The sequence below is a fragment of the Gallibacterium genomosp. 1 genome, assembly GCF_000771875.1.
Taxonomy (GTDB): domain Bacteria; phylum Pseudomonadota; class Gammaproteobacteria; order Enterobacterales; family Pasteurellaceae; genus Gallibacterium.
In genome coordinates this window covers 58,006-83,210 of sequence record NZ_JPXX01000018.1, presented here as the reverse complement: position 1 = coordinate 83,210, position 25,205 = coordinate 58,006, and the positions used below count along the sequence as shown (strand labels likewise).

Genomic DNA, 25,205 nt, shown 5'->3' with positions numbered 1-25,205 from the left:
TTATTCCGACTCATTTTTATTTTGTACTTGTACGACAGGAATAATTAATTTTTGATCATATTTCCAGTTCCAAGAATCGAGGGAAGGTTTGACTTTTTCCATCGTAATACAATCAGTCGGACAAGGAGCAACGCATAATTCACAACCGGTACATAGCTCAGGAATAACAGTGTGTAATGCTTTATTAGCACCGATAATGGCATCAACTGGGCAAGCTTGAATACATTTTGTGCATCCAATACACATTTCTTCGTGGATAAAAGCAACTTTAGGCACAGGTTCTTCTTCAAATACGCCTTGCGGTGCATCCACACCGAGTAAATCTGCCAATTTTTCGACTAAAGGTTGTCCGCCGGGAACGCATTTAGTGATGATATCGCCATTGGCAATCGCTTCTGCATAAGGTCGACAACCCGGATAACCACATTGTCCACACTGGCTTTGTGGTAATAAAGCATCAATTTTGTCCACAATTGGGTCAGCTTCTACTTTCAGCTTAATCGAGGAAAAACCTAAAATGGCTCCGAAAATTAAAGCAAGTAATGCAATACTGATTAAAATCCACATATAAGGGGATAGAGATAATAACCAAGACATCAGACTCTCACTAATCCACTAAAACCCATAAAGGCGACAGACATTAATCCGGCGGTGATTAAAGCAATCGATGCACCACGAAACGGAAAAGGTACATCGGCAGCTTCAATCCGTTCACGAATAGCAGCAAACAGCACCAGCACTAAAGAAAAACCAAGTGCAGCACCAAAACCGTAAATAACAGATTGGATAAAATTATGTGCTAAATTAACGTTTAATAAAGCAACACCAAGCACAGCACAGTTGGTGGTGATTAACGGTAAAAAGATACCGAGTAAGCGATAAAGTGTAGGGCTAGTTTTATTAATAACCATTTCTGTAAATTGCACGACAACGGCAATCACTAAAATAAAGACTAATGTGCGTAAATAGATAGCGTTTAATGGCAACAAAATATAGTGATCAACCAAATAGGCAACTAATGAAGCAACAGTTAAAACAAAAGTTGTTGCTAGCCCCATTCCAACAGCAGTATCCACTTTTTTGGAAACTCCCATAAATGGGCATAAACCTAAGAATTTGACTAACACAAAATTGTTGATTAATGCAGTACTGATAATTAAAAGAATATAACTCATCATTGATCTATCGCTAAAAATAAGAGGGCTATTATCGTGTTTTCTTGAAGCAAGAACAATAGCCAAAAGCGAATATTTGTTCGATTTTTATCGTAAGAATTACTTTTCAGGGGGCGGCAAAATTGGTGGCGGTAGCGGTTCTGGTTTGCCTAAAAAATAGGGCTGTTTACCGAGCATAATATCTAAAACTGCTTGCACACGGGCAAAAAATTCACGAAAACGCACCCAAGTATAACCTTCTGGATTATCCGCCTCATAGCAAATAGCATCAATATCATAATGTTTGGCAATAAACAGTGCCCGTTCACAATGGAAGCGCTGGGTGATAATGGTTAAAGATTGCGCTTTGAAAACTTTATCGGCACGAACAACCGAATCAAGCGTGCGAAAACCGGCATAGTCAAAAAACATCGTTTGTGAAGGCACGCCCATTTTTAGCAAATCCTTAAACATTCTTTGCGGCTCATTATATTGGAGCGTGCGATTATCGCCGCTGAGTAGCAGGTAATCAACTTTATGATGCTTGATTAATGATTCGGCGGCGGAGAGACGATTATAATAGAATAGATTTAAGGTATTGTTTTTAAAGTATTTTGAAGTTCCCAACACCAAGCCGTAAGGTCGATAAGGCAGAAGATCGATATCGCGATAGATACGATCTTTTACCCACCAGCTGATGCCGACATCAACGGTAACCAACAATACGATAGTAAGTGAAAGCAGTGAGAGTATAAACATAAGGCATTTTTTGTAGTGTGTAGCAGCGATATGTTTGCAGTAAGCAAACACATTATGTATCAATGTCTGTAATGCGTGTGATTTGCTCATTTGCTTAAACTCTTTCTTGCTTCAATTATCAGTAATAGATTTTATACTATCATAAAAGCAGAATGAGATCCGTGATAATACGTGATTTTGTATATGGAGCCGAATCGGAAACTTGAGAAAAAAACAATAGTATGAAACAATCAACGTTATCTTTTTTATCTGAATGTAAGTTTAAGGTTGTCGATAGTGATCGATTTCGACGGTTATCGTCCTAACGTCGGTATTGTTATTTGTAACCAAAAGGGACAGGTCTTTTGGGCGAAGCGATATAATCAAAATTCGTGGCAATTCCCTCAAGGCGGCATTAATCCAAAAGAAACGCCGGAACAAGCGATGTATCGTGAGCTTTATGAAGAGGTGGGTTTAACCGCCAATGATGTCAAAATTATTTATAGTTCAAAACACTGGTTGCGTTATAAATTACCTAAACGTCTTATTCGCCACGATTCTCGTCCGGTTTGTATCGGACAAAAACAGCGTTGGTTTCTGTTGCAACTTGTTAGTTCGGAAAAAAATATTAATATGAATGTTGGCTCATCGCCGGAATTTGATGGCTGGCGCTGGGTTAGTTTTTGGTATCCGGTAAGACAGGTTGTGTCATTTAAACGAGATGTTTATCGCAAAATTATGAAAGAGTTCTCAGCGGTTTTATTCAGCCAAAAAGAAAATGAAACTGTTGCATCTACTGTAAATTATCAGAACGTTCAAAATAAGCGTAATTACGTCAATAATAAACGCTCTTTTTCCGCAAAATATTCAAAACGTTTGTTTAATAAAACAAGGAGTTAGTAATGCTCACATTTTTTCTTATCTGTTTAGTGGTTGGTGCGCTTGTTGGTTTTCTCGCTGGATTGTTCGGTATTGGTGGTGGAGTAATTATTGTGCCGGTGTTAGTCTATTTATTACCGATGGCAGGAATTCCGGATAATTTATTGATGTCATCAGCGTTGGGTACTTCGTTCGCTACCATTGTCGTTACTGGTTTTTCTTCGGCACAACGTCACCATAAGTTGGGCAATATTGTTTGGGATGCAGTGAAGATTTTAGCACCGGTCATTATGGTAACCACGTTTATTTCAGGGCTATTTATCGGTAAATTGGACAAGTCAATCACGAGCAAAGTTTTCGCTTGTTTAGTCGTTTATCTGGCTATTAAAATGGTGTTGTCAATCAAACCTAAACAAGCGGTGAAAACATTGACTAAAACTGCTTCGGTAATTGGTGGAATTTTGATTGGTATGGCTTCCAGTGCCGCCGGAATCGGCGGCGGTGGTTTTATTGTGCCATTTTTAAATTCTCGCGGTATTGATATGAAAAAAGCAATTGGTTCGTCTGCTTTCTGCGGAATGTTGCTCGGTTTGTCTGGTATGTTAAGTTTTATTATTGGAGGTTGGAATGCTGATATGCCGAGTTATTCTTTGGGGTACGTCTATTTGCCGGCGGTGGTCGGAATTACAGTAACCTCATTCTTTACTTCAAAATTAGGTGCGACAACAACAACCAAATTGCCGATTCCTACCTTAAAACGTTATTTTGCGTTGATGTTGATTGCCATTGCGATAGATATGTTTATTAAATAGAGTGGTTATGAATAGCGAATTTTTTACCTATCCTCAATTTGATCCTGTCATTTTTGCTGTCGGACCGATTGCGCTGCGTTGGTACGGCTTGATGTATTTGATCGGTTTTTTATTTGCGCGCTGGTTGGGAATGCGTCGAGTAAAACGCCCTAACAGCGGTTGGAGCGCCGATCAGTTTGATAATTTGCTTTTTAACGGATTTTTAGGTGTCTTTTTAGGCGGACGTATCGGCTATGTTCTGTTCTATCAATTTGATCTTTTCTTGCAGGATCCGCTTTATCTGATTCGGGTGTGGGAAGGCGGAATGTCGTTTCACGGTGGGCTAATCGGTGTAATCGTGGCGATGTGGTTGACCGCCAAGGCACAAAAACGGCAATTCTTTGCCGTCGCTGATTTTATCGCACCACTCATTCCATTCGGTTTGGGAATGGGGAGAATAGGTAATTTCATTAATGATGAATTGTGGGGCAGAGTAACAGATGTTTCTTGGGCAGTGCTGTTTCCGAGCGGCGGCTATTTACCGCGACATCCGTCACAACTCTATGAAGCCTTTTTGGAAGGCGTGGTGTTGTTTACTATTTTAAATCTGTTTATTCGTAAACCGCGCCCAACCGGCGCGGTTTCAGGTCTGTTCTTGTTCTGTTATGGTGTGTTCCGTTTTATTGTTGAGTTTTTCAGAGAACCGGATCCACAGTTAGGGCTTTATTTCGGACACGAAATTTCAATGGGACAGATTCTTTCGACACCGATGATTGTTATCGGGCTTGTCATTATTTGGTTTGCATATCAGCGTAAGGGGAAAAACAATGAAACAGTATCTTGATCTTTGCCAACGTATTATTGATGAAGGCGTTTGGGTAGAAAATCAGAGAACCGGAAAACGTTGTTTGACCGTGATTGATGCCTCATTAACTTACAATGTCGCTGATAATGAATTCCCATTGATTACCACGCGAAAGAGTTTCTGGAAAGCGGCTATTGCTGAATTATTGGGCTATATTCGTGGCTATGACAATGCAGCTGATTTCCGTAAATTGGGCACCAAAACGTGGGATGCGAATGCCAATGAAAATGCGGCGTGGCTTGCCAATCCGTATCGCAAAGGTGAGGATGATATGGGGCGCGTCTACGGCGTGCAGGGGCGTTCGTGGCGTAAACCAAATGGCGAAACGGTCGATCAGTTGCGCAAAATTGTCAATGATTTAAGCAAGGGCATTGATGATCGTGGCGAAATTTTAACGTTTTATAATCCGGGCGAGATTGAGCAAGGCTGTTTGCGTCCTTGTATGCACACACATACATTTTCCCTATTGGGGGATACTCTATATTTAACTAGTTATCAACGTTCTTGTGATGTGCCACTCGGTTTGACTTTTAATCAAATTCAAGTGTTTGTTTTTTTAGCATTAATGGCACAAATTACCGGACATAAACCAGGCAAAGCGTTCCATAAGATTATCAATGCGCATATTTATGAAGATCAACTGTCATTAATGCGTGATGAACAATTAAAGCGAGAACCTTACCCTTTACCACAGTTAGAGATTAATCCTGATATTAAGACATTGGAGGATTTGGAAACTTGGGTCACGTTAGATGATTTCAAAGTGCATAATTATCAGTGTCATCCAGCAATTAAATATCCGTTTTCTGTTTAGTTGAATAAAAGATAGCACTGTATATCCCAGGTGTTAAGCAGTGCTATCTTGGTTATTTAAGTAGCTTTATAAAAAGATCCAGCATTGGTGCTATTTTGCGGTAGATCAAAAAAAAGTGTGTTACTAATATATCAAAAAGAACTTATATATCAATGAATTAAAATTCATTTAATCTTATTTTATACCTAAAATTACTACCAAAGAGGTATAATTCCTATTCAGATAAAAATACCACCTATTGCTTGCTTGTGTTAGAATTTCCGCCCGTTAAATTAATCTCAAAGTGCATTTATAAATATATGAACTCGATCAATCAGTTACAGCTTAATCATCTCAGTTGCCAACGAGGTGAACGCATTTTGTTTAACGATGTTAATCTCTGTTTCCAGAGTGGTGATTTTGTACAGATTGAAGGGCATAACGGAGTGGGTAAAACAACGCTGTTACGTGCATTAAGTGGGCTTTCTCGACCAAGAGAAGGGCAGGTTTTGTGGAATAATGAGCCGATTTTGCAACAGCAGGAAGAATTTAATCAAAATTTACTGTTTTTAGGACATCATTCCGGCACGAAACCGGAATTATCTGCTTGGGAAAATTTGCGTTTTTTCCAAAAAACAACTAATAGTCGTCAACAGGTGGAGGTATTGTGGGAAACCTTACAAGTTGTGGGATTGCTAGGGTATGAAGATATTCCGGCAAATCAATTGTCGGCTGGGCAGCAAAAACGTGTAGCATTGGCGAGATTATGGTTATCAACTGCACCGTTATGGATTTTAGATGAGCCGTTTAATGCGATTGATAAACGTGGCGTGCAGGTTTTGACAAATTTATTTGAGTTTCACATCAATCAAGGTGGAATCGTGATTATTACCAGTCATCAAGATGTACCGAGTCGATTAGTGCAAAAAGTGCAGTTGGAAAAATATAAATTTATTGAAAGCGAATAAAGATGATTTTTTACGAAGTAATTAAGCGAGAATTACAAATCGCAATGCGAAAACCCGGTGAGATCTTAAATCCGCTGTGGTTTTTTTTAATTGTAATTACGCTATTCCCATTGGTTGTCGGGCCTGAACCTCAATTGTTATCCCGTATTGCTCCAGGTATTGTTTGGGTTGCAGCATTATTGTCGGCATTACTCTCTTTTGAACGCTTATTTAAAGATGATTATTTGGATGGTTCTTTGGAACAGCTGATTTTATTGCCGATGCCTTTAGCAATGACCGCACTTGCCAAAATTTTCTCACATTGGCTATTAACTGGATTTCCTTTGATACTGTTATCGCCGATTGCTGCGCTTTTATTATCACTTGAAGTGGATGTATGGTGGGCATTGGTGCAAACCTTATTTATCGGCACACCCATTTTAAGCTGTCTAGGAGCTGTAGGAGTAGCGTTAACTGTGGGGTTAAGAAAAGGTGGTGTGTTATTAAGTTTATTAGTTGTGCCGTTATTTATTCCGGTGCTTATTTTTACAGCAGCTGTATTAGATGCCGCTTCATTACATTTGGCGTACGGTGGACAATTGGCGATTTTGGGCGCAATGTTGGTGTTAGCTTTGGTTAGTTGTCCTTTTGCAGTGGCGGCGGCATTACGTATAAGTTTGCAATAACAATAAGGAGAAGGGTAGAAAAATTATGTGGAAATGGTTACATCCATATGCGAAACCGGAAACGCAATATCGTATTTGTCAGCGTTTGATTCCATTTTTAGGTGTTGCTTCACTGCTTGTACTTATTATAGCAATAGTGTGGGGATTAGCCTTTGCGCCGGCAGATTATCAACAAGGCAATAGTTTTCGTATTATGTATATTCACGTACCGGCAGCAATTTGGTCGATGGGAATTTATGCTTCAATGGCAATTGCCGCTTTAGTAGCATTGGTTTGGCAAATTAAACAGGCAAATCTTGCGATGGTGGCAATGGCACCGATTGGTGCAGTGTTTACTTTTTTGGCATTGGTAACAGGAGCGGTATGGGGAAAACCGACTTGGGGAACTTGGTGGGTTTGGGATGCCCGCTTAACTTCAGAATTAATTTTATTATTTCTCTATTTTGGTGTTATTGCCTTATATAGTGCATTTCAAGACAAAAGTATCGGCGCTAAAGCGGCAGGTATTTTATCAATTGTTGGTGTGGTGAATTTACCGATTATTCACTTTTCGGTGCAATGGTGGAATACCTTACATCAAGGGGCAAGTATCACAAAATTTGAAAAACCATCTATTGCTACAGAGATGTTGATCCCGTTATTGTTAGCGATTTTAGGTTTTATGTTATTGAGTGTTTATTTAACAGTGGTGCGTTATCGTAATGAATTGCTCAGTGCGGATAGGAAACGTGCGTGGGTGCAAACATTGGTCGCAAAAAAGTAGAAGGAAGAAAAAATGACACCATTTTTTGATAGTTGGAGTGCTTTTTGGCAGATGGGAAACCACGGTTTATATGTGTGGCTTTCTTATGGTATTTCAGTGATTTCGGTATTGGCATTAGTGGTCATTAGCCATAGAAATAAAGAAAAAATTTTGCAGGAAGTTGCAAAAGATAAACAACGTCAACAACGAATGAAACAACAAGCCTCAACGGAGAACGGATTATGAACCCACGTCGTAAATCAAGACTGTATTTAGTGTTATTTGTACTTGTCGGTATTGCTATTGCGGCTGGGCTAATGCTGTATGCGTTACGTCAAAATATTGATCTTTTTTATACACCGAGCGAAGTAATATATGGCAAAGATAATGATGCTGCTTTGAAGCCTGAGCCTGGGCAACGTATTCGGGTTGGTGGAATGGTAGTAACCGGAACGGTTGAACGAGATCCGCAGAGTTTAAAAGTGAAATTTCAATTAAACGATATTGGACCGGCAATTAATGTGGAATATGAAGGGATTTTGCCAGATCTTTTCCGTGAAGGACAAGGTATAGTTGCACAAGGTACGTTAAAAGATGCAACGACATTAGTGGCAAGTGAAGTATTGGCAAAACACGATGAGAATTATGTTCCACCTGAATTGGGTGAACAAATGAAAAAAGTTCATAATCCAATGGGCGTATCTGAGAAAGATCTTAGCTCAGAATCGGAACGGGATAAAATGATGTTAGAACAAAAATCGCAAGCTGAGGAGAAACAATGATTGCTGAACTCGGGAATTATGCGTTAGCGTTGTCATTGGCGATAGCTGTTTTACTGACAATCGTGCCGTTATGGGGTGTTAAACAAAATAATCCATTATTAATTTCCTTAGCAAGACCGATGACGGTGGGGTTATTTTTAACCCTCTCCTTTGCCTTTTTTGCATTAATGTATCTGTTTGCGATTAACGATTTTAGTGTGCAGTATGTGGTAAATAACTCAAACAGTCAGTTACCGATCTATTATCGTTTATCCGCTGTTTGGGGATCGCACGAAGGATCTTTGTTGTTGTGGATTTGGTTGTTAAGTTGTTGGAGTTTGGCAGTTGCTGTTTTTAGCCGTCGCTTACCTCAAGATTCTATTGCCAGAGTGTTAGCGGTAATGGGAATGATCAGTATCGGCTTTCTGATTTTTGTCATTTTTGCGTCTAATCCATTTACACGAACATTTCCGGAGCTACCGGTTGATGGTAAAGAGTTGAATCCGATGTTGCAGGATATCGGGCTGATTTTCCATCCACCGTTGTTGTATATGGGATATGTTGGTTTTTCAGTGGTTTTTGCATTTTCTATTGCTTCTCTAATGAGCGGTAATTTGGATACTGCTTGGGCAAGATGGTCAAGACCTTGGACATTAGCGGCTTGGTGTTTCTTAACTTTGGGAATTGTGTTGGGATCTTGGTGGGCTTATTATGAACTCGGTTGGGGTGGCTGGTGGTTTTGGGATCCGGTAGAAAACGCTTCTTTTATGCCGTGGCTTGCCGGTACAGCGTTATTGCACTCTCTTGCGGTAACAGAAAAACGTGGCAGTTTTAAAGCTTGGACGGTTTTATTGGCAATTCTAGTCTTTTCTCTCTGTTTATTAGGCACATTTTTAGTGCGTTCCGGTATTTTAGTTTCCGTGCATGCGTTTGCTTCTGATCCAACTCGAGGATTGTATATTCTGGCTTATCTAGTGGTTGTGATTGGCGGCTCGCTGGCGTTATATGCTTATAAAGGTAGCCAAATTCGCTCTCGGGATAATTATCAACGCTATTCACGAGAATCAATGCTGTTACTCAATAATGTGTTATTGATGACGGCGTTGGCGGTAGTGTTGTTAGGTACATTATTGCCATTGGTACATAAACAGTTGGGCTTAGGTTCAATCTCAATTGGTGCACCGTTTTTTGATCAGATGTTTTTAATCATTATGGTGCCTTTTTCTTTATTGTTAGGCATTGGGCCTTTAGTGAAATGGCGGCGTGATCAATTTTCCGTTATTAGAAAACCGGTTGTGATCAGTGTAATTGTAATGGCGTTATTGGGTTTTATTTTGCCGTTAATATTAGCAGATAAAATAACAGTTAGTGTTGTCTTAGGTACAATGATGACGGTAATTATCGTATTGTTAGGTGCTTATGAATTACAGCAACGTGCTACACATCGCAGTTCATTTTTGCAAGGTATCAGTAAACTTTCTCGTTCACATTGGGGAATGTTTTTTGCCCATATTGGTGTCGCAGTAACCGTGTTCGGCATTGCTTTTAGTCAGAATTTCAGCATTGAAAAAGATGTGCGAATGAGTGTCGGAGATAGTGTCGAGGTCGCAGGTTATCAATTTACTTTCAGTCAGGTTAAAGAGAGTAATGGGCCTAATTATTTAGGTGCTACTGCAGAAATTGATGTGAGTAGAGAGGGCAAAAAAATTACTCGATTGGAGGCAGAAAAACGTTTTTATCAAGTAAGTCGAATGAGTATGAGCGAAGCGGCAATTGATGCTGGCATTACACGCGATCTTTATGCAGCGTTGGGCGAACGTTTGGATAATGGTGCTTGGGCGGTAAGACTCTATTATAAACCATTTATCCGTTGGATTTGGTTTGGTGGTTTATTGATGGCATTCGGCAGTGTTTTATGTATGTGTGACCGCCGTTATCGTTTCAGTAAATTGGTTAAGGGTGCAGTTTATGAATAAAAAACTCTATTTGCCGTTAATTATTTTTTTAATCTTTGTGATTGTTGCAACAGTAGCGTTGATTCGTAATGCACAGGGAGAAGATCCGAAAGCCTTGGAATCTGCATTGGTTGGTAAAAAAGTACCGGTTACAGCACACTTAATGAATCTATTTGATCAGAGCAAATCTTATAACGATCAACTATTTTTACAGCAAAAACCGCTATTGTTAAATGTATGGGCAACTTGGTGTCCAACCTGCTTTGCTGAACATCAGTATTTAAATCAATTAGCGAAACAAGGAATTACCATTATTGGCATCAACTATAAAGATGATGTTGAAAAAGCAAAAAAATGGCTGAATGATTTAGGTAATCCTTATCAAGAAGTGATTAACGATCAAAAGGGAAGCTTTGGTTTGGATCTTGGTGTTTATGGTGCACCGGAAACGTTTATTGTTGATTGCCAAGGCATTATTCGTTACCGCCACGCTGGAGACATAAATCAGCAAGTGTGGCAGCAGAAATTACAGCCGCTTTATGAGAAATATGCGAAGGAGGCGGTATGTTCAGCCAAATAAAAAAAATAGCGTTTGCGCTACTGCTATGTTGCGGATATGTCGTTGCAGCCAATGCGGCGATTGAAGCATTACAATTCAGTTCCACCGAGCAGGAGCAAACTTATCATCAATTAACGCAGGAGCTGCGTTGTCCGCAATGTCAGAATAATAATATCGCTGATTCCAATGCCTTAGTGGCGACCGATATGCGATCTAAAGTGTTTGAATTGCTGCAACAGGGAAAAAGCAAACAGGAAATTATTGACTATATGGTTGCGCGTTACGGAAATTTTGTGACCTATGATCCGCCACTTACCGCTGCGACACTGGTTTTATGGTTGGTGCCGCTATGTCTTCTAGTTGTCGGCGTTATCATTTTTTGGCGTAAACGCAACCCGTCGGCAGATAATCTCATAGAAAAAGATTTGGATGAGGCGCAGCAACAACGGTTACAGCAGTTATTAAAAAAGGATAAAGCATAGATGAATTTTTGGTTAAGTGTTTTAGCATTAACATTGGTAATTGCCGTTATCTGTTTTTTACCGTTGTTACGAAAAACTAAAGAAGCAACGGAAATAAAACGTGAAGTATTTAATAAAGCCTTTTATTTCGATCGTGTGAGAGAAATTGAGGAGGCTGCAAAGCAGGGATTATTGGATAACGAGCAACAATTAAAAACAGAATTACAGCAGTCGTTATTATCCGATATTCCGGAACAGTCTAACGCGACACCGCTTTCAGTACGGCACTTCGGCAAAATATGGTTTGTTTCCGCTTTTTTGTTGTTGCTAACAATGGCGTCAGCAAGTTATTTTGCAGTTGGATCTTGGCGAGCTGAACAAATGTTGGAGCAATCTTATCAAAACTTACCGCACTTTTTTGAGCGTTTGAAAGATGAACAAAAACAACCATTATCCAATGCTGAATTGGAGCAGTTTATTGTTGCGTTGCGCCAGGAATTGCAGCGTAATCCTGAAAATGCTGAATATTGGTGGCTAATGGGACAGATGGCGATGGCAACCGATAAAGCACAGTTAGCGCTGGACAGTTACGCCAAAGCCTATCAATTACAGCCGAGCGATCTTACCTATAAATTGGCTTACGCCAGAATTTTAATGTTTTCTCAAGATCAAAATGATAATAGCAAAGGGCGAGCGTTATTATCCGAAGTGATTCGTCAAGATCATAGTAATGCCGATGCATTAGGATTATTGGCATTTGACAGTTTTCAGCGTGGTGATTATAAAATGGCGATTGTCAGTTGGAATATGATGTTGCAACTGTTGCCAAAAGATGATCCGAAACGTGAATTATTGGAGCGTAGCATTGAAAATGCGCGTCAAGAAATGCAACGGCAACAGCCAAATTCATCACAAAAATAAAAAAGAGGAAGTAGTGATAATGATCCCGATGCTGGGTATTACAGGATATAGTGGTACCGGAAAAACAATGTTACTGGAAAAATTACTGCCATTGTTGACAACACACGGGATTCGTACGGCAGTGATCAAGCATACTCACCACAATGTGCAGTTGGATAAACCGGGAAAAGATAGTTGGAGAATGCAACAGGCAGGGGCAAAACAGGTTATTATGACTTGTGATCAACGCTGGGCATTGATGACGGAAACGCTCGCACCGGTTTCACTGAATTATCTTGCCACTCAATTTGATACTCAGTTGGTCGATCTCATTTTGGTAGAGGGGTTTAAACAGGAACCTATTGCAAAAATTTTGTTGCATCGTCAACAATTGGAAAAGCCATTGCCTGAAATAGATGATTACACCATTGCATTGGCGTTAGATTATCGCTTATCCTTAAGCACAACAGATGTACCTCAGTTAGATATTAATCAACCACAGCAGATCGCCGATTTTATTGTTAAATATTTCAATCATAATCAAGGGAAGTAGTTTATGGCTTCTCAGCTAAGTAAAGAGTATCAAGGCTTGGCGTGGATCTCATCGATTGCGTTTTTTATGCAAACTCTCGATGTTACTATCTTAAATACTTCATTACCGACTATTGCACGCGATTTAAATGAATCACCGCTAAATATGCAGTTAACCATCATTAGTTATGCATTAACTGTAGCATTATTTATGCCACTTAGTGGCTGGATTGCTGATCGTTATGGGACATTAAAAGTTTTCCGTTATGCAGTAGCGATGTTTGTTATCGGCTCGATATTCTGTGCTTTCTCCTCTTCATTAAATGTTTTAATTTTATCTCGTATTGTGCAAGGTGTCGGTGGCGCAATGATGATGCCAGTTGCCAGATTAACTTTGATCAAAACAGTGCCGAAAAGTCAGTTGTTATCGGCGTGGAATTTAATGGCAATGGCAGGATTAACCGGACCGATTATGGGACCGTTACTTGGTGGTTTTTTGGTAACTTATATGTCTTGGCATTGGATTTTTTTAATTAATATTCCGGTTGGTGTCATCGGTATTTGGTGTGCACGTTTTTATATGCCTAATTTGATAGGAACAGCAAGTAGATTTGATATTATTGGTTTTGCCCTGTTTTCCGGTGGAATTGTTCTGGCTACATTAGGTTTGGATTTTATTGGTGAAGCTATGCGTGATAAGGATTTGGCTTCTTCATTCGTTGTTATTGGATTTTTACTGGTTGGGAGTTATGTGTTGTATGCTAAAGGTAAAAAACGGGTGCTATTTCCGCTTTCAGTCTTTAGAAATTCTACGTTTTCGTTAAGTATGATCGGCAACATTTTGATCAGACTTTCTTCCGCCGGCGTACCTTTTTTATTACCGTTAATGTTGCAGTTGGGTTTGGGTTATTCACCCGATAAAGCCGGAATGATGATGGTGCCGTTGGCAATCAGTTCAATTATTATGAAGCCGATTAATACTAAAATTATTGCGAAATTCGGCTATAAAAAGACTTTAATTTGTGTCAGCATTTTATTAACTTTGGCTATTCTATGTTTGGGCTTGGTCGGTATTTATCAGCAATTATGGTGGACCATTATCAGCATAATATTTTATGGTGCTTGTATTTCAATGATTTTCTCCAGTGTCAATACTTTGATGGTCAGCGAATTAAAAGATGATCAAGTTAGTGCTGGTACAACGCTATTAAGTGTGGTACAACAGATCGGTATCAGTTTAGGAATTGCCGCTGCTTCTGTGGTATTAAACTTATACTATCAGCATACAGCACAAGGTACGGAGTTGATTGCGAGTTTTAGTTATACCTTCTTTACCTTATCTATTTTTGGCATATTATCGTTGGTAACATTCTTGTTTTATCGAACAGATGTTGGGGCTGTAATGCAAAATAAACGTGGTGAATCATAGTTATTCAATTTGGTTATAAAACGAAACTTTTTGTTATTTCAGTTTAAGTTCTGATTGACTATGCTATATCGCTATAGTGCGTAAGTTTGATCTTGGACGCATAATAAAACATTACTTAGGAGTAATCAGATGAAGTTAAAATCAATTTTTGCTTTAAGTGCAGTGGCAGCGACTTTATTAGGAGCAGCTAATTTTGTTTATGCAGATAAAACCTTTATTAACTGTACCAGCCGTTATCCGCAGGGAATTAGCCCGGCATTGGTAATGGATGGCATTTCTTATAATGCCAGTTCACAGCAAGTTTATGATCGTTTAATTAACTTTAAACGAGGATCAACTGAGATTGAACCGGGATTAGCAGAAAGTTGGGATATTTCTACCGATAATTTGACTTATACTCTACATCTTAGAAAAGGTGTAAAATTCCACAGTAGTAAAAATTTCAAGCCAACACGTGATTTCAACGCTGATGATGTGATTTTTTCTTTTATGCGTCAGCTTGATCCTAATCATCCTTATCACAACGTGTCGAAAGGCACCTATCCTTACTTTAATGCGATGAAATTTCCGCAATTATTAAAATCGGTTAAAAAAGTGGATGATAATACCGTAGAAATTACCCTAACTCGTCCAGATGCTACCTTTTTACCGACATTAGGAATGGATTTCCTCTCTATCTACTCATCGGAATATGCAGATCAAATGATGAAAAAAGGTACGCCGGAAAAAGTAGATACCGATCCGATTGGAACAGGTCCATTTGTTTTTGCAGGTGCAAAATTGGATCAGGCACTGCGTTATAAAGCTAACCCAAATTATTGGCGTGGTAAAACTCCGATTGATACTTTAATTTTTAGTATTACGCCGGATGCCACAGCACGTTATGCAAAATTGCAGAAAGGGCAGTGCGATATGATTGATTTCCCGAATGCTGCAGATCTTGAACGGATGAAGAAAGATCCTAAAGTTCAATTAGTTTCTCAACCGGGATTAAATGTTGCTTATATTGCGTTTAATACTGAGAAAAAGCCGTTTGATAATGAAAAAGTACGTCAGGCATTAAATTATGCTGCGGATAAATCAGCGATTATTGAATCAGTGTATCAAGGTGCTGGTATTCCTGCAAAAAGCCCTTTGCCACCTACAATTTGGAGCTATAACAACAGTATTCAAGATTACCCATTTGATTTAGAAAAAGCGAAACAGCTTTTAGCGGAAGCAGGTTTCCCTAATGGTTTTGAAACTGAACTATGGGTGCAGCCGGTGGTGCGTGCTTCTAACCCTAATCCTCGCCGTACCGCAGAAATTTTACAGAATGACTGGGCAAAGATTGGTGTAAAAGCAAAATTGGTCAGTTATGAATGGGGTGATTATATTAAGCGCACTCGTGCTGGAGAGTTTACTGCCGGAATTTATGGTTGGTCAGGTGATAACGGTGATCCGGATAACTTTTTATCGCCGTTGTTAAGTTGTGAAAATGCCAATAACGGTAGTAACTATTCTCGTTGGTGTAATAAAGAGTTTGATGCTTTGCTGGCAAAAGCAATAGTTACTTCAGACAAAAATGTGCGTACTCCGTTATATGAACAGGCACAGGAAATTTTCCATAAAGCAGTGCCGTGGATTCCTGTGGCTCACTCGGTCAGCTATACACCGTTAAGTCCTCGTGTTCGTAATTATGCACAGAGTCCTTTTGGCTATAATGCGTTTTATGGTGTTGATGTTGTTGAGTAAAGTTTAAAGAAGCAAAAGAAAAAGCAAAAGCGGGTAATTTGATTTACCCGCTTTTTGTTTGCTTTGTTACCTTATTTTAAGCTGTTGCATCTCAGGGTAACGGCATTTTTATGTGCTTGTAACTGTTCAGCTTCTGCCATTAATTCAACGGTTTGCGCTAGATCTAAGAAGCCTTGCGGCGTTAATTCCTGAACGGTCATTCGTTTACTAAAATCTGCTAAACCAAGACTGGAGTTAGTTTTACTATAACCATAGGTTGGTAAAACGTGGTTTGTCCCGGAGGCATAATCTCCCATACTCTCCGGTGAATAGGCACCTAAGAAAATAGAGCCGGCGTTATCCAGTTGAGGTAATAGTGATCTTGCTTCTTTAACCTGCACGATTAAGTGTTCAGGCGCATAATCATTACTGATTTCAACACATTGGGCTAAATCTTGCGCTAAAATAATACGGCTGTGTGATAATGCTTTTTCGGCAGTTTCCGCACGAGGTAATTGGGCAAGCTGTCGTTGAATGGCAGATTCGGTTTGTTGTGCCAATGTTTCACTGGTGGTAACTAAAATAACTTGGGAGTCAGCACCGTGTTCCGCCTGTGATAATAGATCTGCCGCTACAAATTCTGGATTAGCGTATTCATCTGCAATGACTAATACCTCTGAAGGCCCTGCCTGCATATCAATTGCAGCACCGTTAGGATCTTGGCTAACTTGACGTTTTGCTTCAGTAACAAAAGCATTTCCCGGTCCGAAAATTTTATCTACTTTCGGGATAGATTCTGTACCGAATGCCATCGCCATTATCGCTTGAGCGCCGCCTACCTGATAAATGGTTTCTACTCCACATAAAGAAGCTGCATATAGAATTTCATCTGCAATAGACGGTGGGGAACAGAGAATAATCTGTTGACAACCAGCGATTTTAGCCGGTGTTGCTAGCATTAATACTGTTGAAAACAGCGGCGCAGAACCACCCGGAATATAAAGTCCAACTTTGTTGATTGAGCGAGTTAACACTTGGCAACGAACGCCGTCTTGTGTTTCTAAATCAACAGGTTGTGGTTTTTGTGCTTGATGAAAAGTTGCAATATTACGTTGTGCAGTCTGAATAGCTTGTTTTAATTGTGGATCAATACGAGCTTCAGCTTCAGTAATCTGTTGTTTGGTTACTTTTAGCTGGGGCAATTTAACCTTATCGAAACGCTCATTGAGTTGAAACAGCGCCGCATCGCCTTGAGAAAGAACTAATTCACGGATTTCATCCACTGCCGCTTGAATCGTTTTTGAACTACCGATAGCTGGACGTTGCATTGCTTGGCGGCGTTGTTGTTGATCTAAATTATTCCAAATAAGAGTCTTCATAACGATTCCTTAATTCATCATTTTTTCTATTGGTAATACTAGAATAGAACTTGCACCGATTGCTTTTAATTGTTCCATTGTTTCCCAAAATAGGTTTTCTTGGCTTACCATATGGAGTGCTACACGATCATCTTCGTTTGCCAGTGGCAAAATAGTTGGATCTTCAACCCCCGGTAATAAAGCGACAACTTCTTTTAATTTGCTCTTAGGTGCGTGCAACATAATGTATTTAGATTCTCTAGCCTGCATTACGCCTTGAATACGTGTTAATAATTTATCAATTAATTGTTGTTTTGTCGGTTCTAAAGTTCCGGTTTGTTGAATTAAGCAGGATTTTGAACGATAAATAACATCGACTTCACGTAATCCATTTGCTTCAAGAGTCGCACCGGTAGAAACTAAATCGCAAATGGCATCGGCTAATCCGGCACGAGGCGCTACCTCAACCGAGCCGTTTAATAAACAGCTTTTGAATTTTAAGCCACGTTCATTCATAAAGCGTTTTAATAATTGCGGATAAGACGTTGCGATACGCATATTATTGAGTGATTCTGGTCCATCATATTCGGCATCTTGAGGCACGGCTAATGATAAACGGCAGCCACCGAAATCAAGACGAGTCAACATTTTATAATTGGCTTCTTCACCGCTGGATAGCCGTCGAAGTTCTTCTTCCTCCAGCACATTCTCACCGATAATACCAAGATCTACCACTCCATCGAAAACTAATCCGGGAATATCGTCGTCACGAACACGCAAAATATCTATTGGTAAATTCTCTGCGTAAGCAATTAAACGCTGTTCATTTAAATTAATTTTTACCCCGCATTGTTTGAGTAATTCTTGTGATTCTTTACTTAAACGACCTGATTTCTGCATTGCAATGCGTAAACGAGATTTATCTGACATTGTGTAACTTCCTTTTTTTACTTGTTAAATATTAAAAAACCCTTCGAAATAACTTCCGAAGGGTGTAGCTGAAATTTGTACTCTCGGAAGTTGAATCTTCCAAGCAATACCAAACGCCTGAAAGATTATTCAGTAACGTGATGGTGATGATGAGAGTAACGAATAAATAACATTTGCTTAATCCTAATTGAAAAACTTTATTTAAACTATGCGATTTTTTTTGATTATGCAAGTTTTTTCTCTAAAAAAAGGATAAATTTTAAACTCTTTGTAACCTTTATTGTTTTATTGCTTTCACAAATAAGAGTACTGGACGATGTTGTAGATCTTTAAACTCCTGATGCCATTGCTTTTGATCGGTAAGCATAGGTTCTTGCAATTGTTCTATTTGAAAACCGTTATTGATCAGATCATTAACAATAGTTGATATAGTACGATGATAGGTTTTAAATGGTTGTTTAAACCAATTTCGTTGTCGTTCTCCTTCATCACGATAAAAGTTGAGCCGATAAGCAATTTGCTGTTTATTTTCATCTTTTAACCAGCGATCGCCACCTTGATAGCAGGTTACAATTGGGTGTTCCTGAGAGAAAATGAGCTGTCCGTGCGGTAGCAATTTTGCGTAAATTTGTCGTAATAAATCAGGAAAATTTTCGATGTAATGAAAAGCAAAAGAGCTAGTAATGATGTCAAATTGCAGATCGGTATATTGAGATAGATCCTGCATCGCTCCGGCGAACAATTTAAATTGATTAGTATTAAATCCGGCACTTTTAAGATTTATAGTCGCTTGTTCTAGCATTTTTGTTGATAAATCAATGCCAGTTACTTGTTTAGCGCCTTGCTGTAAATAGTGCAATAAATGCGAACCAGTTCCGCAACCGAGATCAAGGATAGTTTTATTGCTCACATCCCCAACCATTGCAAACATCGTTGGTTTTTCAACAACTTCATTTAAGCTAATCGGATTTTTCCGAAGTTTTTGATATAACTCGAAAAAATCCGCTTGATCATAGATGCTGGTTTGCATTATTAATCTTTAAATATAGGCAAATAGCCGAAACGAGCAGCTAACTGTGCAATGATATTTAACACACCGAATAGGATGATGAAGTAAATCATAAAATTGCCACCGAATACAGTATAGCTTTGCTCAGGGAATTTTTTGCGGCAGGCGCGAGCCAATAATGCCGGAACAATTGCAGCCCAAATTGTTGCAGCCAAACCGGCATAACCAATGGCAATAACGAAACCGAAAGGGAACTGCAAACTAAGTAATAGCGGTGGTAAGAAAGTGATCAACGTTGTTTTAGTTCTACCGCTAATGCTGTCATCAAATTTAAAGAGATCAGCAATATAATCAAAAAGCCCTAAAGTAACACCTAAGAATGAACTGGCAATTGCCATATAGGCAAAGAAATTCAGAATAACCGCCATATATTCTGTTTGAATATATTTATTCAAAGCACCAAGCAATGCTGCAATATCACCATCTTTTTCGATAACCGGTGCAAATTCTTGACGAGGCAAATTTCCTTGAATTGCCAGCTGCCATAATACATAAATAAATAATGCGATTAATGTACCTAAAATGATCGCATTTTGTACTCGTTTACCATCGCGATCATAATATTTCACTAAGCTTGGCACATTGCCGTGGAAACCGAAAGAAACTAAGCAGACAGGCAATGCTGCAAGCAAATAAGGTAGATAGCTTTGCTCTCCTTGTGCGATGGTATTGAATAAAACATCAGTTTTTACTGAAGTTAACAAGCCGGTGGTGGAAAGGAAAAAAGCAACGACCATACCGAAAATTAACACTGTGGTAAAACGGTCTACCGCTTTAGTTGATAACCAAACAAATGCGGCAAGAATTAAGCAGAAGATAAGTGAACCATAGCTTCTTCCCAGTTCAACTGCATTGCTATCGGTGGTAAGTAGTTGATTAAGCAAATTTTCTGTAATGCCACCACCTGAGGTTATATAGGCGTAAGTTAAAATATATAGGACAAACACAAGTGATAAACTATTGATAATATTCATACCATTACCAAGCAAATCTTTAACAATGGTGCTGAAACTTGCTCCGGTAGGATAATGAAGATTAGCCTCTAGAATCATTAATCCGGAGGTGGTCATACAGAACCAAGTATAGATTAACGCAAGAATTGAGCCGACAAACCATAAGCCGGCGGTCGCGGTCGGGTTAGCAAACATTCCGGCACCGATTGCCGTTCCGGCGATAATCATTGCACCACCAAGTAAGGAAGGAATTTTTTGGTTCATAATCTGTTCTCCGATAAAAATTTTGCACTATTATAGTAGTACATTATAAAAAGTAAATAGTGAAACGAATGTATTTTTCAGTAGATAAAGCGAACAAGAAAAATTTTTTTGTTATAAAAAATGAGGCTAAATGATAAAAATGTGCTTTAAGTAATCGATTCCGTTCTCATTTTTACAATTTTTTCAGCAAATTTTTCAGAAAAAAGGTATAGTTATCAGCGTTTATCCTAAGGTAGAGAATATTTGATGCTATGGGATAACTTGAGGGTTTCTTCTATCAATTAATAGCCATTTTCCAATTAGGGGTAGTTATGGACTCACTTATGAGTATTATCGGCATTGTTGTGTTATTGGCAATTGCCTTTCTATTATCAAATAATCGCAAAGCGATCAGTCTTAGAACGGTCGGTGGTGCATTCTTAATTCAAATTGGTATCGGGGCATTGGTACTTTATTCGGAATTGGGACGCCAAGCATTGCTCGGTGCTGCAGAAGCAGTTAACAAAGTTATTGCATATGGTAATGAAGGAATTAGTTTCCTTTTCGGTGGTTTGGTCAGCGATAAAATGTTTGAGTTGTTCGGCGGTGGCGGCTTTATTTTTGCTTTCCGGGTCTTGCCGGCAATCGTTTTCTTCGCCTCTTTAATTTCTGTGCTTTACTATTTAGGCATTATGCAATGGGTTATCCGTTTAATCGGTGGTTTCCTCCAAAAAATTCTTGGTACGTCTAAAACTGAATCTATGTCTGCCGCAGCCAATATTTTCGTAGGACAAACCGAAGCGCCATTAATCGTGCGTCCGTATATTGCCACAATGACACAATCTGAATTGTTTGCGATTATGTGTGGTGGATTGGCTTCTGTTGCCGGTTCAGTAATGATCGGTTATGCACAAATGGGCGTGCCGCTTCCGTATTTGATCGCAGCATCATTTATGGCGGCACCGGGCGGATTATTATTCGCAAAAATCCTATTCCCACAAACTGAAAAAACCAATGATGAATTGAAAGCAAACGATGTGGATGAAAAACCATCCAATGTGCTTGATGCGGCGGCAATGGGTGCTTCTTCAGGTATGCAGTTGGCGATGAACGTTGGTGCGATGTTACTTGCTTTCATTGCGTTAATCGCATTATTGAACGGTATTATCGGCGGCGTTGGCGGTTGGTTCGGCTATGGTGAGCTTAATCTACAAACTATTCTTGGTTGGGTGTTCCGTCCGTTAGCTTGGGTGATCGGCGTACCTTGGAATGAAGCTGAAATTGCCGGTGCAATGATTGGTGAAAAATTGGTATTGAATGAATTCGTTGCTTACGTTGATTTCGTTAAATATCTTTCTCCTGACTCTTCGATAGTATTGGCAGAAAAAACGAAAGCGATTATTACTTTCGCGCTTTGCGGTTTCGCTAACTTCAGCTCAATTGCGATTTTAATCGGTGGTTTGGGTACAATGGCACCGAATCGCCGTAAGGATATTGCTCGACTTGGAATTAAAGCGGTTATTGCCGGTTCTCTCTCCAACTTAATGAGTGCGGCAATTGCAGGGTTATTTATCGGTTTGGTTGGACCTGTATTAATGGGATAGTAATTGTGATAGAATAATGCACAGTAAAACACCACGGCAATTTGTCGTGGTGTTCTGTTATTAGGGGATAGAAAACGTTTGCTTTTCTAAAAAAGGAAGAATTATGACAATGCTTACTCTTACTCAAGCGGCTGAATTAGCCCTATCCTTAATGGATTTAACCACATTAAATACCGATGATACTGATGAGAGTGTGATCTCACTTTGTGATAAAGAACAAAATAGCATCGGGCAGACTGCTGCGGTTTGTATTTATCCACCATTTATTCAAACTGCAAAAACAAGATTGCAACAGCTCGGTTATCCACAAGTGAAAGTGGCAACGGTAACGAACTTTCCACAAGGCGCAGCCGATATCGAATTGGCGAGATCCGAAACTGAAGCGGCAATTAAAGCCGGCGCGGATGAAGTGGATGTTGTTTTCCCATATCGCGCGTTGATGGCAGGTGATGAGAAAACTGGCGCAGAGTTGGTGAAAGCGTGTAAACAGGCGTGCGGTGATAAATTGCTCAAAGTAATTATTGAAAGCGGAGAATTAAAAACAGCGGAATTGATTCGTAAAGCGTCTGAAATTGCTATCCTTGCCGGTGCCGATTTTATCAAAACCTCAACCGGAAAAGTGGCGGTTAATGCTACTTTGGATGCGGCAAAAGTGATGTTGGAAACTATTCGTGATTTAGCTGTCCAAGATCGCGTCGGCTTTAAAGCGGCAGGTGGTGTTCGTACCGCTGAAGAGGCACAGCAATATTTACAACTTGCTGCGGATTTATTCGGTGAACAGTGGCTTACACCGCGTCATTTCCGTTTTGGTGCTTCAGGGTTATTAAATAATTTATTAGCAACTTTGGGTGAGAAGACAACTGCGGCGCGTGCCGGTTATTAATCATCATAATCAAAAGAAAGAGGGATATTATGAAACGTGTATTTATTATGATGTTAGATTCTTTCGGTATCGGAGCGGCGGAAGATGCCGATAAATTTGGTGATGCCGGTTCTAATACTTTGGGTCATATTGCACAACGTTGTGCTGACGGATTGGCGAATGAAGGGCGTGAAGGCGTATTGAAGGTGCCGAATTTGACTAAATTAGGGCTAGGTTTGGCAGCGAAAGAGTCGTGTGGCGTATTTCCAGCCGGTTTGGATGAAAATGCGGAGATTATTGGCGGTTATGCTTATGCGAAAGAAATTTCATCAGGTAAAGATACGCCATCTGGTCACTGGGAAATTGCCGGTGTGCCAGTTTTATTTGATTGGGGTTATTTCCCAAAACACGAAAATTCATTTCCACAGGAGTTATTGGATCGTATTGTGGAAAAATCAGGCATTCCAGGCTATTTAGGTAATTGCCATTCATCCGGTACTGTTATTTTGGATCAATTGGGTGAAGAGCATATGCGTACCGGCAAACCGATTTTTTACACCTCTGCTGACTCTGTATTCCAAATTGCTTGCCACGAAGAGACTTTCGGCTTGGAAAAATTATATGAACTTTGCCATTTAGTGCGTGAAGAGTTGGAAGGTTACAATATCGGTCGTGTCATTGCGCGTCCGTTTATCGGCGATAAAGCAGGTAATTTCCAGCGTACCGGAAATCGTCACGATTACTCGATTGAGCCGCCTTCAGCAACTGTATTACAAAAATTGGTTGATGAGAAACAGGGTGAAGTGGTGTCAATCGGTAAAATTGCCGATATTTATGCTCACACAGGGATTACCCGTAAAATTAAGGCAACCGGCTTGGAAGAGTTGTTTGACCGCACTTTAGAAGAGGTTCGAGCTGCCGGTGATAAAACCATTGTATTTACTAACTTTGTCAATTTTGACTCTGATTTCGGTCATCGCCGTAATGTAGCAGGATATGCATCCGCATTGGAATATTTCGATAAACGCTTGCCGGAACTGCTCAAATTGGTTAGCGGTGATGATCTGTTGATTATTACTGCCGATCACGGTTGTGATCCGACTTGGAGCGGCACCGATCATACTCGTGAACATATCCCGGTGCTTTTATACGGTGCAAATGTGCCAAAACAATCTTTCGGTAAACGTGAAACTTTTGCCGATATTGGGCAGACCATTGCGAATTATTTTGGGTTGAGTGCAATGGATTATGGTACAGCAATGATTGATTTTGAAAATAAATAATAAGAGGAAATTAAATATGGCAACTCCACATATTAATGCGGTTGATGGTGCATTTGCAGATGTTGTATTGATGCCGGGCGATCCGCTGCGTGCAAAATATATTGCGGAAACCTTTTTAGAAAATGCGGTTGAAGTGACCAATGTGCGTAATATGCTTGGTTTTACCGGTACTTACAAAGGTCGTAAAATTTCGGTGATGGGGCACGGAATGGGCATTCCTTCCTGTTCTATTTATGCCAAAGAGTTGATCACTGAATATGGCGTGAAAAAAATTATTCGTGTCGGTTCGTGCGGTGCAGTGCGCCAAGATGTGAAAGTGCGTGATGTGATTATCGGCTTGGGGGCTTGTACTGATTCTAAAGTCAACCGTATCCGCTTTAAAGATAATGATTTTGCGGCGATTGCTGATTTTGATATGACGCAAGCAGCTGTTCAGGCAGCAAAACAGAAAGGGGCAAAGGTGCGTGTCGGTAATCTTTTCTCTGCTGACTTGTTCTATACACCGGATGTTGAGATGTTCGATGTTATGGAAAAATACGGTATTCTTGGCGTGGAAATGGAAGCTGCCGGTATTTATGCGGTGGCGGCGGAATATGGCGCAAAAGCATTGGCGATTTGCACCGTTTCCGATCATATCCGTACCGGAGAACAGACCAGCGCTGAAGAGCGTCAATTAACCTTCAATGATATGATCGAAATTGCATTGGAATCGGTTCTAATCGGCGATCAACAATAAATTTTAATGATTGAATCGGGTGCTGACAAGCACCCTATTTTTTTGCAAGAAGCAAATAAAAAATTGCATTATTTGTATAAAAAAACACTTTCTTTTTTAATAAAAATCGGTACCATACCGCCCTCATTGTGAATGAATTATTAATCTATGGTGATTTATTTGCAATTCATCTACTCTCCATCAATCATCCTTGAATTGATCCGGAGAAAGATAAAAAAGCTGAAACGCTTTTTTTAATAAGTAGCGAGTCAAAATGCCCCATG

General features: G+C 39.7%; 27 protein-coding genes and 1 other annotated feature. Of the genes, 20 read left to right on the top strand and 7 right to left on the bottom strand.

Annotation, left to right across the window (positions count from 1 at the left end; all coding sequences use genetic code 11):
* The 3 genes from rsxB to JP36_RS06135 all read right to left on the bottom strand — a co-directional run bounded on the left by rsxB (position 1) and on the right by JP36_RS06135 (position 2,003).
* Positions 1 to 597, bottom strand: a complete 597-nt coding sequence (gene rsxB / locus JP36_RS06145) for an electron transport complex subunit RsxB (RefSeq protein WP_039173026.1) — start codon at positions 595 to 597, stop codon at positions 1 to 3.
* Positions 597 to 1,178, bottom strand: a complete 582-nt coding sequence (rsxA, locus tag JP36_RS06140; protein WP_039134177.1) for an electron transport complex subunit RsxA — start codon at positions 1,176 to 1,178, stop codon at positions 597 to 599. Before rsxA ends, rsxB begins: the two co-directional genes overlap by 1 nt.
* Before the next feature lie 96 nt (positions 1,179 to 1,274).
* Entirely contained in the window at positions 1,275 to 2,003 is a 729-nt protein-coding gene (locus tag JP36_RS06135; protein WP_039173024.1) for an ElyC/SanA/YdcF family protein, read from the bottom strand.
* Positions 2,004 to 2,189: 186 nt separating this feature from the next.
* On the opposite strand from JP36_RS06135, the gene rppH reads away from it, so the two are divergent.
* From rppH to JP36_RS06055, 16 genes are all read left to right on the top strand, one after another.
* The gene (gene rppH / locus JP36_RS06130; RefSeq protein WP_039173021.1) at positions 2,190 to 2,792 is read left to right on the top strand and encodes an RNA pyrophosphohydrolase; all 603 of its coding nucleotides are present in this window, start codon (positions 2,190 to 2,192) and stop codon (positions 2,790 to 2,792) included.
* Between the two features lie 2 nt (positions 2,793 to 2,794).
* Positions 2,795 to 3,583, top strand: a complete 789-nt coding sequence (locus JP36_RS06125) for a sulfite exporter TauE/SafE family protein (RefSeq protein WP_039173018.1) — start codon at positions 2,795 to 2,797, stop codon at positions 3,581 to 3,583.
* Between the two features lie 7 nt (positions 3,584 to 3,590).
* The gene (gene lgt, locus JP36_RS06120; protein WP_018345561.1) at positions 3,591 to 4,406 is read left to right on the top strand and encodes a prolipoprotein diacylglyceryl transferase; all 816 of its coding nucleotides are present in this window, start codon (positions 3,591 to 3,593) and stop codon (positions 4,404 to 4,406) included.
* The gene (locus tag JP36_RS06115; protein ID WP_039173016.1) at positions 4,390 to 5,241 is read left to right on the top strand and encodes a thymidylate synthase; all 852 of its coding nucleotides are present in this window, start codon (positions 4,390 to 4,392) and stop codon (positions 5,239 to 5,241) included. Before lgt ends, JP36_RS06115 begins: the two co-directional genes overlap by 17 nt.
* Positions 5,242 to 5,540: 299 nt before the next feature.
* Positions 5,541 to 6,188 carry a cytochrome c biogenesis heme-transporting ATPase CcmA gene (gene ccmA, locus JP36_RS06110; RefSeq protein WP_039134189.1) on the top strand — a complete coding sequence of 216 codons (648 nt, stop codon included), beginning with the start codon at positions 5,541 to 5,543 and terminating at the stop codon, positions 6,186 to 6,188.
* Between the two features lie 2 nt (positions 6,189 to 6,190).
* Positions 6,191 to 6,853: a heme exporter protein CcmB gene (gene ccmB / locus JP36_RS06105; protein ID WP_039173013.1), complete on the top strand. Its 663-nt coding sequence runs from the start codon at positions 6,191 to 6,193 to the stop codon at positions 6,851 to 6,853.
* Positions 6,854 to 6,878: 25 nt separating this feature from the next.
* Positions 6,879 to 7,616, top strand: a complete 738-nt coding sequence (locus JP36_RS06100; RefSeq protein ID WP_039173010.1) for a heme ABC transporter permease — start codon at positions 6,879 to 6,881, stop codon at positions 7,614 to 7,616.
* Between the two features lie 12 nt (positions 7,617 to 7,628).
* Positions 7,629 to 7,841, top strand: coding sequence for a heme exporter protein CcmD (gene ccmD, locus JP36_RS06095; protein WP_039173007.1), 213 nt, complete (start codon positions 7,629 to 7,631; stop codon positions 7,839 to 7,841).
* Positions 7,838 to 8,377, top strand: a complete 540-nt coding sequence (gene ccmE / locus JP36_RS06090; RefSeq protein ID WP_039173003.1) for a cytochrome c maturation protein CcmE — start codon at positions 7,838 to 7,840, stop codon at positions 8,375 to 8,377. The genes ccmD and ccmE overlap by 4 nt, the downstream gene beginning before the upstream one ends.
* Positions 8,374 to 10,332, top strand: coding sequence for a heme lyase CcmF/NrfE family subunit (locus JP36_RS06085; RefSeq protein ID WP_039173001.1), 1,959 nt, complete (start codon positions 8,374 to 8,376; stop codon positions 10,330 to 10,332). Before ccmE ends, JP36_RS06085 begins: the two co-directional genes overlap by 4 nt.
* Positions 10,325 to 10,891: a DsbE family thiol:disulfide interchange protein gene (locus JP36_RS06080; protein ID WP_039083935.1), complete on the top strand. Its 567-nt coding sequence runs from the start codon at positions 10,325 to 10,327 to the stop codon at positions 10,889 to 10,891. The genes JP36_RS06085 and JP36_RS06080 overlap by 8 nt, the downstream gene beginning before the upstream one ends.
* Complete coding sequence (locus tag JP36_RS06075; protein WP_039172998.1) at positions 10,876 to 11,352, top strand: cytochrome c-type biogenesis protein; 477 nt, start codon at positions 10,876 to 10,878, stop codon at positions 11,350 to 11,352. The genes JP36_RS06080 and JP36_RS06075 overlap by 16 nt, the downstream gene beginning before the upstream one ends.
* Positions 11,353 to 12,252, top strand: a complete 900-nt coding sequence (gene ccmI / locus JP36_RS06070; RefSeq protein WP_039172995.1) for a c-type cytochrome biogenesis protein CcmI — start codon at positions 11,353 to 11,355, stop codon at positions 12,250 to 12,252.
* Positions 12,253 to 12,271: 19 nt separating this feature from the next.
* Positions 12,272 to 12,784: a molybdopterin-guanine dinucleotide biosynthesis protein MobB gene (gene mobB, locus JP36_RS06065; RefSeq protein ID WP_039172992.1), complete on the top strand. Its 513-nt coding sequence runs from the start codon at positions 12,272 to 12,274 to the stop codon at positions 12,782 to 12,784.
* Between the two features lie 3 nt (positions 12,785 to 12,787).
* Positions 12,788 to 14,191, top strand: coding sequence for a DHA2 family efflux MFS transporter permease subunit (locus tag JP36_RS06060; RefSeq protein WP_039172988.1), 1,404 nt, complete (start codon positions 12,788 to 12,790; stop codon positions 14,189 to 14,191).
* Between the two features lie 129 nt (positions 14,192 to 14,320).
* Positions 14,321 to 15,925: an ABC transporter substrate-binding protein gene (locus JP36_RS06055; RefSeq protein WP_039134216.1), complete on the top strand. Its 1,605-nt coding sequence runs from the start codon at positions 14,321 to 14,323 to the stop codon at positions 15,923 to 15,925.
* Positions 15,926 to 15,996: 71 nt separating this feature from the next.
* Here JP36_RS06055 and hisD read toward each other — a convergent pair whose 3' ends face one another.
* The 4 genes from hisD to mtr form a co-directional block, all read right to left on the bottom strand.
* Complete coding sequence (hisD, locus tag JP36_RS06050) at positions 15,997 to 17,283, bottom strand: histidinol dehydrogenase (RefSeq protein ID WP_039172985.1); 1,287 nt, start codon at positions 17,281 to 17,283, stop codon at positions 15,997 to 15,999.
* A gap of 9 nt (positions 17,284 to 17,292) precedes the next feature.
* A complete protein-coding gene (gene hisG / locus JP36_RS06045) occupies positions 17,293 to 18,192 on the bottom strand; it encodes an ATP phosphoribosyltransferase (protein WP_039172982.1) in 900 nt (299 codons plus the stop codon).
* Between the two features lie 30 nt (positions 18,193 to 18,222).
* Positions 18,223 to 18,342: a sequence feature (His leader region), on the bottom strand.
* A gap of 127 nt (positions 18,343 to 18,469) precedes the next feature.
* On the bottom strand, positions 18,470 to 19,222 hold the full coding sequence (locus JP36_RS06040) for a class I SAM-dependent methyltransferase (RefSeq protein ID WP_418904664.1): 753 nt from the start codon (positions 19,220 to 19,222) through the stop codon (positions 18,470 to 18,472).
* A gap of 2 nt (positions 19,223 to 19,224) precedes the next feature.
* Positions 19,225 to 20,478: a tryptophan permease gene (gene mtr / locus JP36_RS06035; RefSeq protein WP_039172976.1), complete on the bottom strand. Its 1,254-nt coding sequence runs from the start codon at positions 20,476 to 20,478 to the stop codon at positions 19,225 to 19,227.
* Between the two features lie 311 nt (positions 20,479 to 20,789).
* Here mtr and JP36_RS06030 point away from each other — a divergent pair, with 311 nt between their 5' ends.
* The 4 genes from JP36_RS06030 (at position 20,790) to deoD (ending at position 24,942) form a co-directional block, all read left to right on the top strand.
* Positions 20,790 to 22,061, top strand: a complete 1,272-nt coding sequence (locus JP36_RS06030; RefSeq protein ID WP_039081696.1) for a NupC/NupG family nucleoside CNT transporter — start codon at positions 20,790 to 20,792, stop codon at positions 22,059 to 22,061.
* Positions 22,062 to 22,164: 103 nt separating this feature from the next.
* A complete protein-coding gene (gene deoC / locus JP36_RS06025) occupies positions 22,165 to 22,944 on the top strand; it encodes a deoxyribose-phosphate aldolase (protein WP_081964348.1) in 780 nt (259 codons plus the stop codon).
* A 29-nt stretch (positions 22,945 to 22,973) separates the two neighbouring features.
* Entirely contained in the window at positions 22,974 to 24,206 is a 1,233-nt protein-coding gene (locus tag JP36_RS06020; protein ID WP_039172973.1) for a phosphopentomutase, read from the top strand.
* A 16-nt stretch (positions 24,207 to 24,222) separates the two neighbouring features.
* Positions 24,223 to 24,942, top strand: a complete 720-nt coding sequence (gene deoD, locus JP36_RS06015; protein WP_018345544.1) for a purine-nucleoside phosphorylase — start codon at positions 24,223 to 24,225, stop codon at positions 24,940 to 24,942.
* Positions 24,943 to 25,205: the final 263 nt, after the last annotated feature.

Coding starts and splice junctions, on each gene's coding strand:
- JP36_RS06100 (WP_039173010.1), top strand. CDS start 6,879: ATGTGGAAATGGTTACATCCATATGCGAAACCGGAAACGCAATATCGT.
- JP36_RS06030 (WP_039081696.1), top strand. CDS start 20,790: ATGGACTCACTTATGAGTATTATCGGCATTGTTGTGTTATTGGCAATT.
- mobB (WP_039172992.1), top strand. CDS start 12,272: ATGATCCCGATGCTGGGTATTACAGGATATAGTGGTACCGGAAAAACA.
- hisD (WP_039172985.1), bottom strand. CDS start 17,283: ATGAAGACTCTTATTTGGAATAATTTAGATCAACAACAACGCCGCCAA.
- JP36_RS06055 (WP_039134216.1), top strand. CDS start 14,321: ATGAAGTTAAAATCAATTTTTGCTTTAAGTGCAGTGGCAGCGACTTTA.
- JP36_RS06115 (WP_039173016.1), top strand. CDS start 4,390: ATGAAACAGTATCTTGATCTTTGCCAACGTATTATTGATGAAGGCGTT.
- deoC (WP_081964348.1), top strand. CDS start 22,165: ATGACAATGCTTACTCTTACTCAAGCGGCTGAATTAGCCCTATCCTTA.
- JP36_RS06060 (WP_039172988.1), top strand. CDS start 12,788: ATGGCTTCTCAGCTAAGTAAAGAGTATCAAGGCTTGGCGTGGATCTCA.
- lgt (WP_018345561.1), top strand. CDS start 3,591: ATGAATAGCGAATTTTTTACCTATCCTCAATTTGATCCTGTCATTTTT.
- ccmI (WP_039172995.1), top strand. CDS start 11,353: ATGAATTTTTGGTTAAGTGTTTTAGCATTAACATTGGTAATTGCCGTT.
- ccmE (WP_039173003.1), top strand. CDS start 7,838: ATGAACCCACGTCGTAAATCAAGACTGTATTTAGTGTTATTTGTACTT.
- mtr (WP_039172976.1), bottom strand. CDS start 20,478: ATGAACCAAAAAATTCCTTCCTTACTTGGTGGTGCAATGATTATCGCC.
- JP36_RS06020 (WP_039172973.1), top strand. CDS start 22,974: ATGAAACGTGTATTTATTATGATGTTAGATTCTTTCGGTATCGGAGCG.
- deoD (WP_018345544.1), top strand. CDS start 24,223: ATGGCAACTCCACATATTAATGCGGTTGATGGTGCATTTGCAGATGTT.
- JP36_RS06085 (WP_039173001.1), top strand. CDS start 8,374: ATGATTGCTGAACTCGGGAATTATGCGTTAGCGTTGTCATTGGCGATA.
- JP36_RS06080 (WP_039083935.1), top strand. CDS start 10,325: ATGAATAAAAAACTCTATTTGCCGTTAATTATTTTTTTAATCTTTGTG.
- JP36_RS06135 (WP_039173024.1), bottom strand. CDS start 2,003: ATGAGCAAATCACACGCATTACAGACATTGATACATAATGTGTTTGCT.
- JP36_RS06125 (WP_039173018.1), top strand. CDS start 2,795: ATGCTCACATTTTTTCTTATCTGTTTAGTGGTTGGTGCGCTTGTTGGT.
- ccmA (WP_039134189.1), top strand. CDS start 5,541: ATGAACTCGATCAATCAGTTACAGCTTAATCATCTCAGTTGCCAACGA.
- JP36_RS06040 (WP_418904664.1), bottom strand. CDS start 19,222: ATGCAAACCAGCATCTATGATCAAGCGGATTTTTTCGAGTTATATCAA.
- JP36_RS06075 (WP_039172998.1), top strand. CDS start 10,876: ATGTTCAGCCAAATAAAAAAAATAGCGTTTGCGCTACTGCTATGTTGC.
- ccmD (WP_039173007.1), top strand. CDS start 7,629: ATGACACCATTTTTTGATAGTTGGAGTGCTTTTTGGCAGATGGGAAAC.
- rsxA (WP_039134177.1), bottom strand. CDS start 1,178: ATGATGAGTTATATTCTTTTAATTATCAGTACTGCATTAATCAACAAT.
- rsxB (WP_039173026.1), bottom strand. CDS start 597: ATGTCTTGGTTATTATCTCTATCCCCTTATATGTGGATTTTAATCAGT.
- ccmB (WP_039173013.1), top strand. CDS start 6,191: ATGATTTTTTACGAAGTAATTAAGCGAGAATTACAAATCGCAATGCGA.
- hisG (WP_039172982.1), bottom strand. CDS start 18,192: ATGTCAGATAAATCTCGTTTACGCATTGCAATGCAGAAATCAGGTCGT.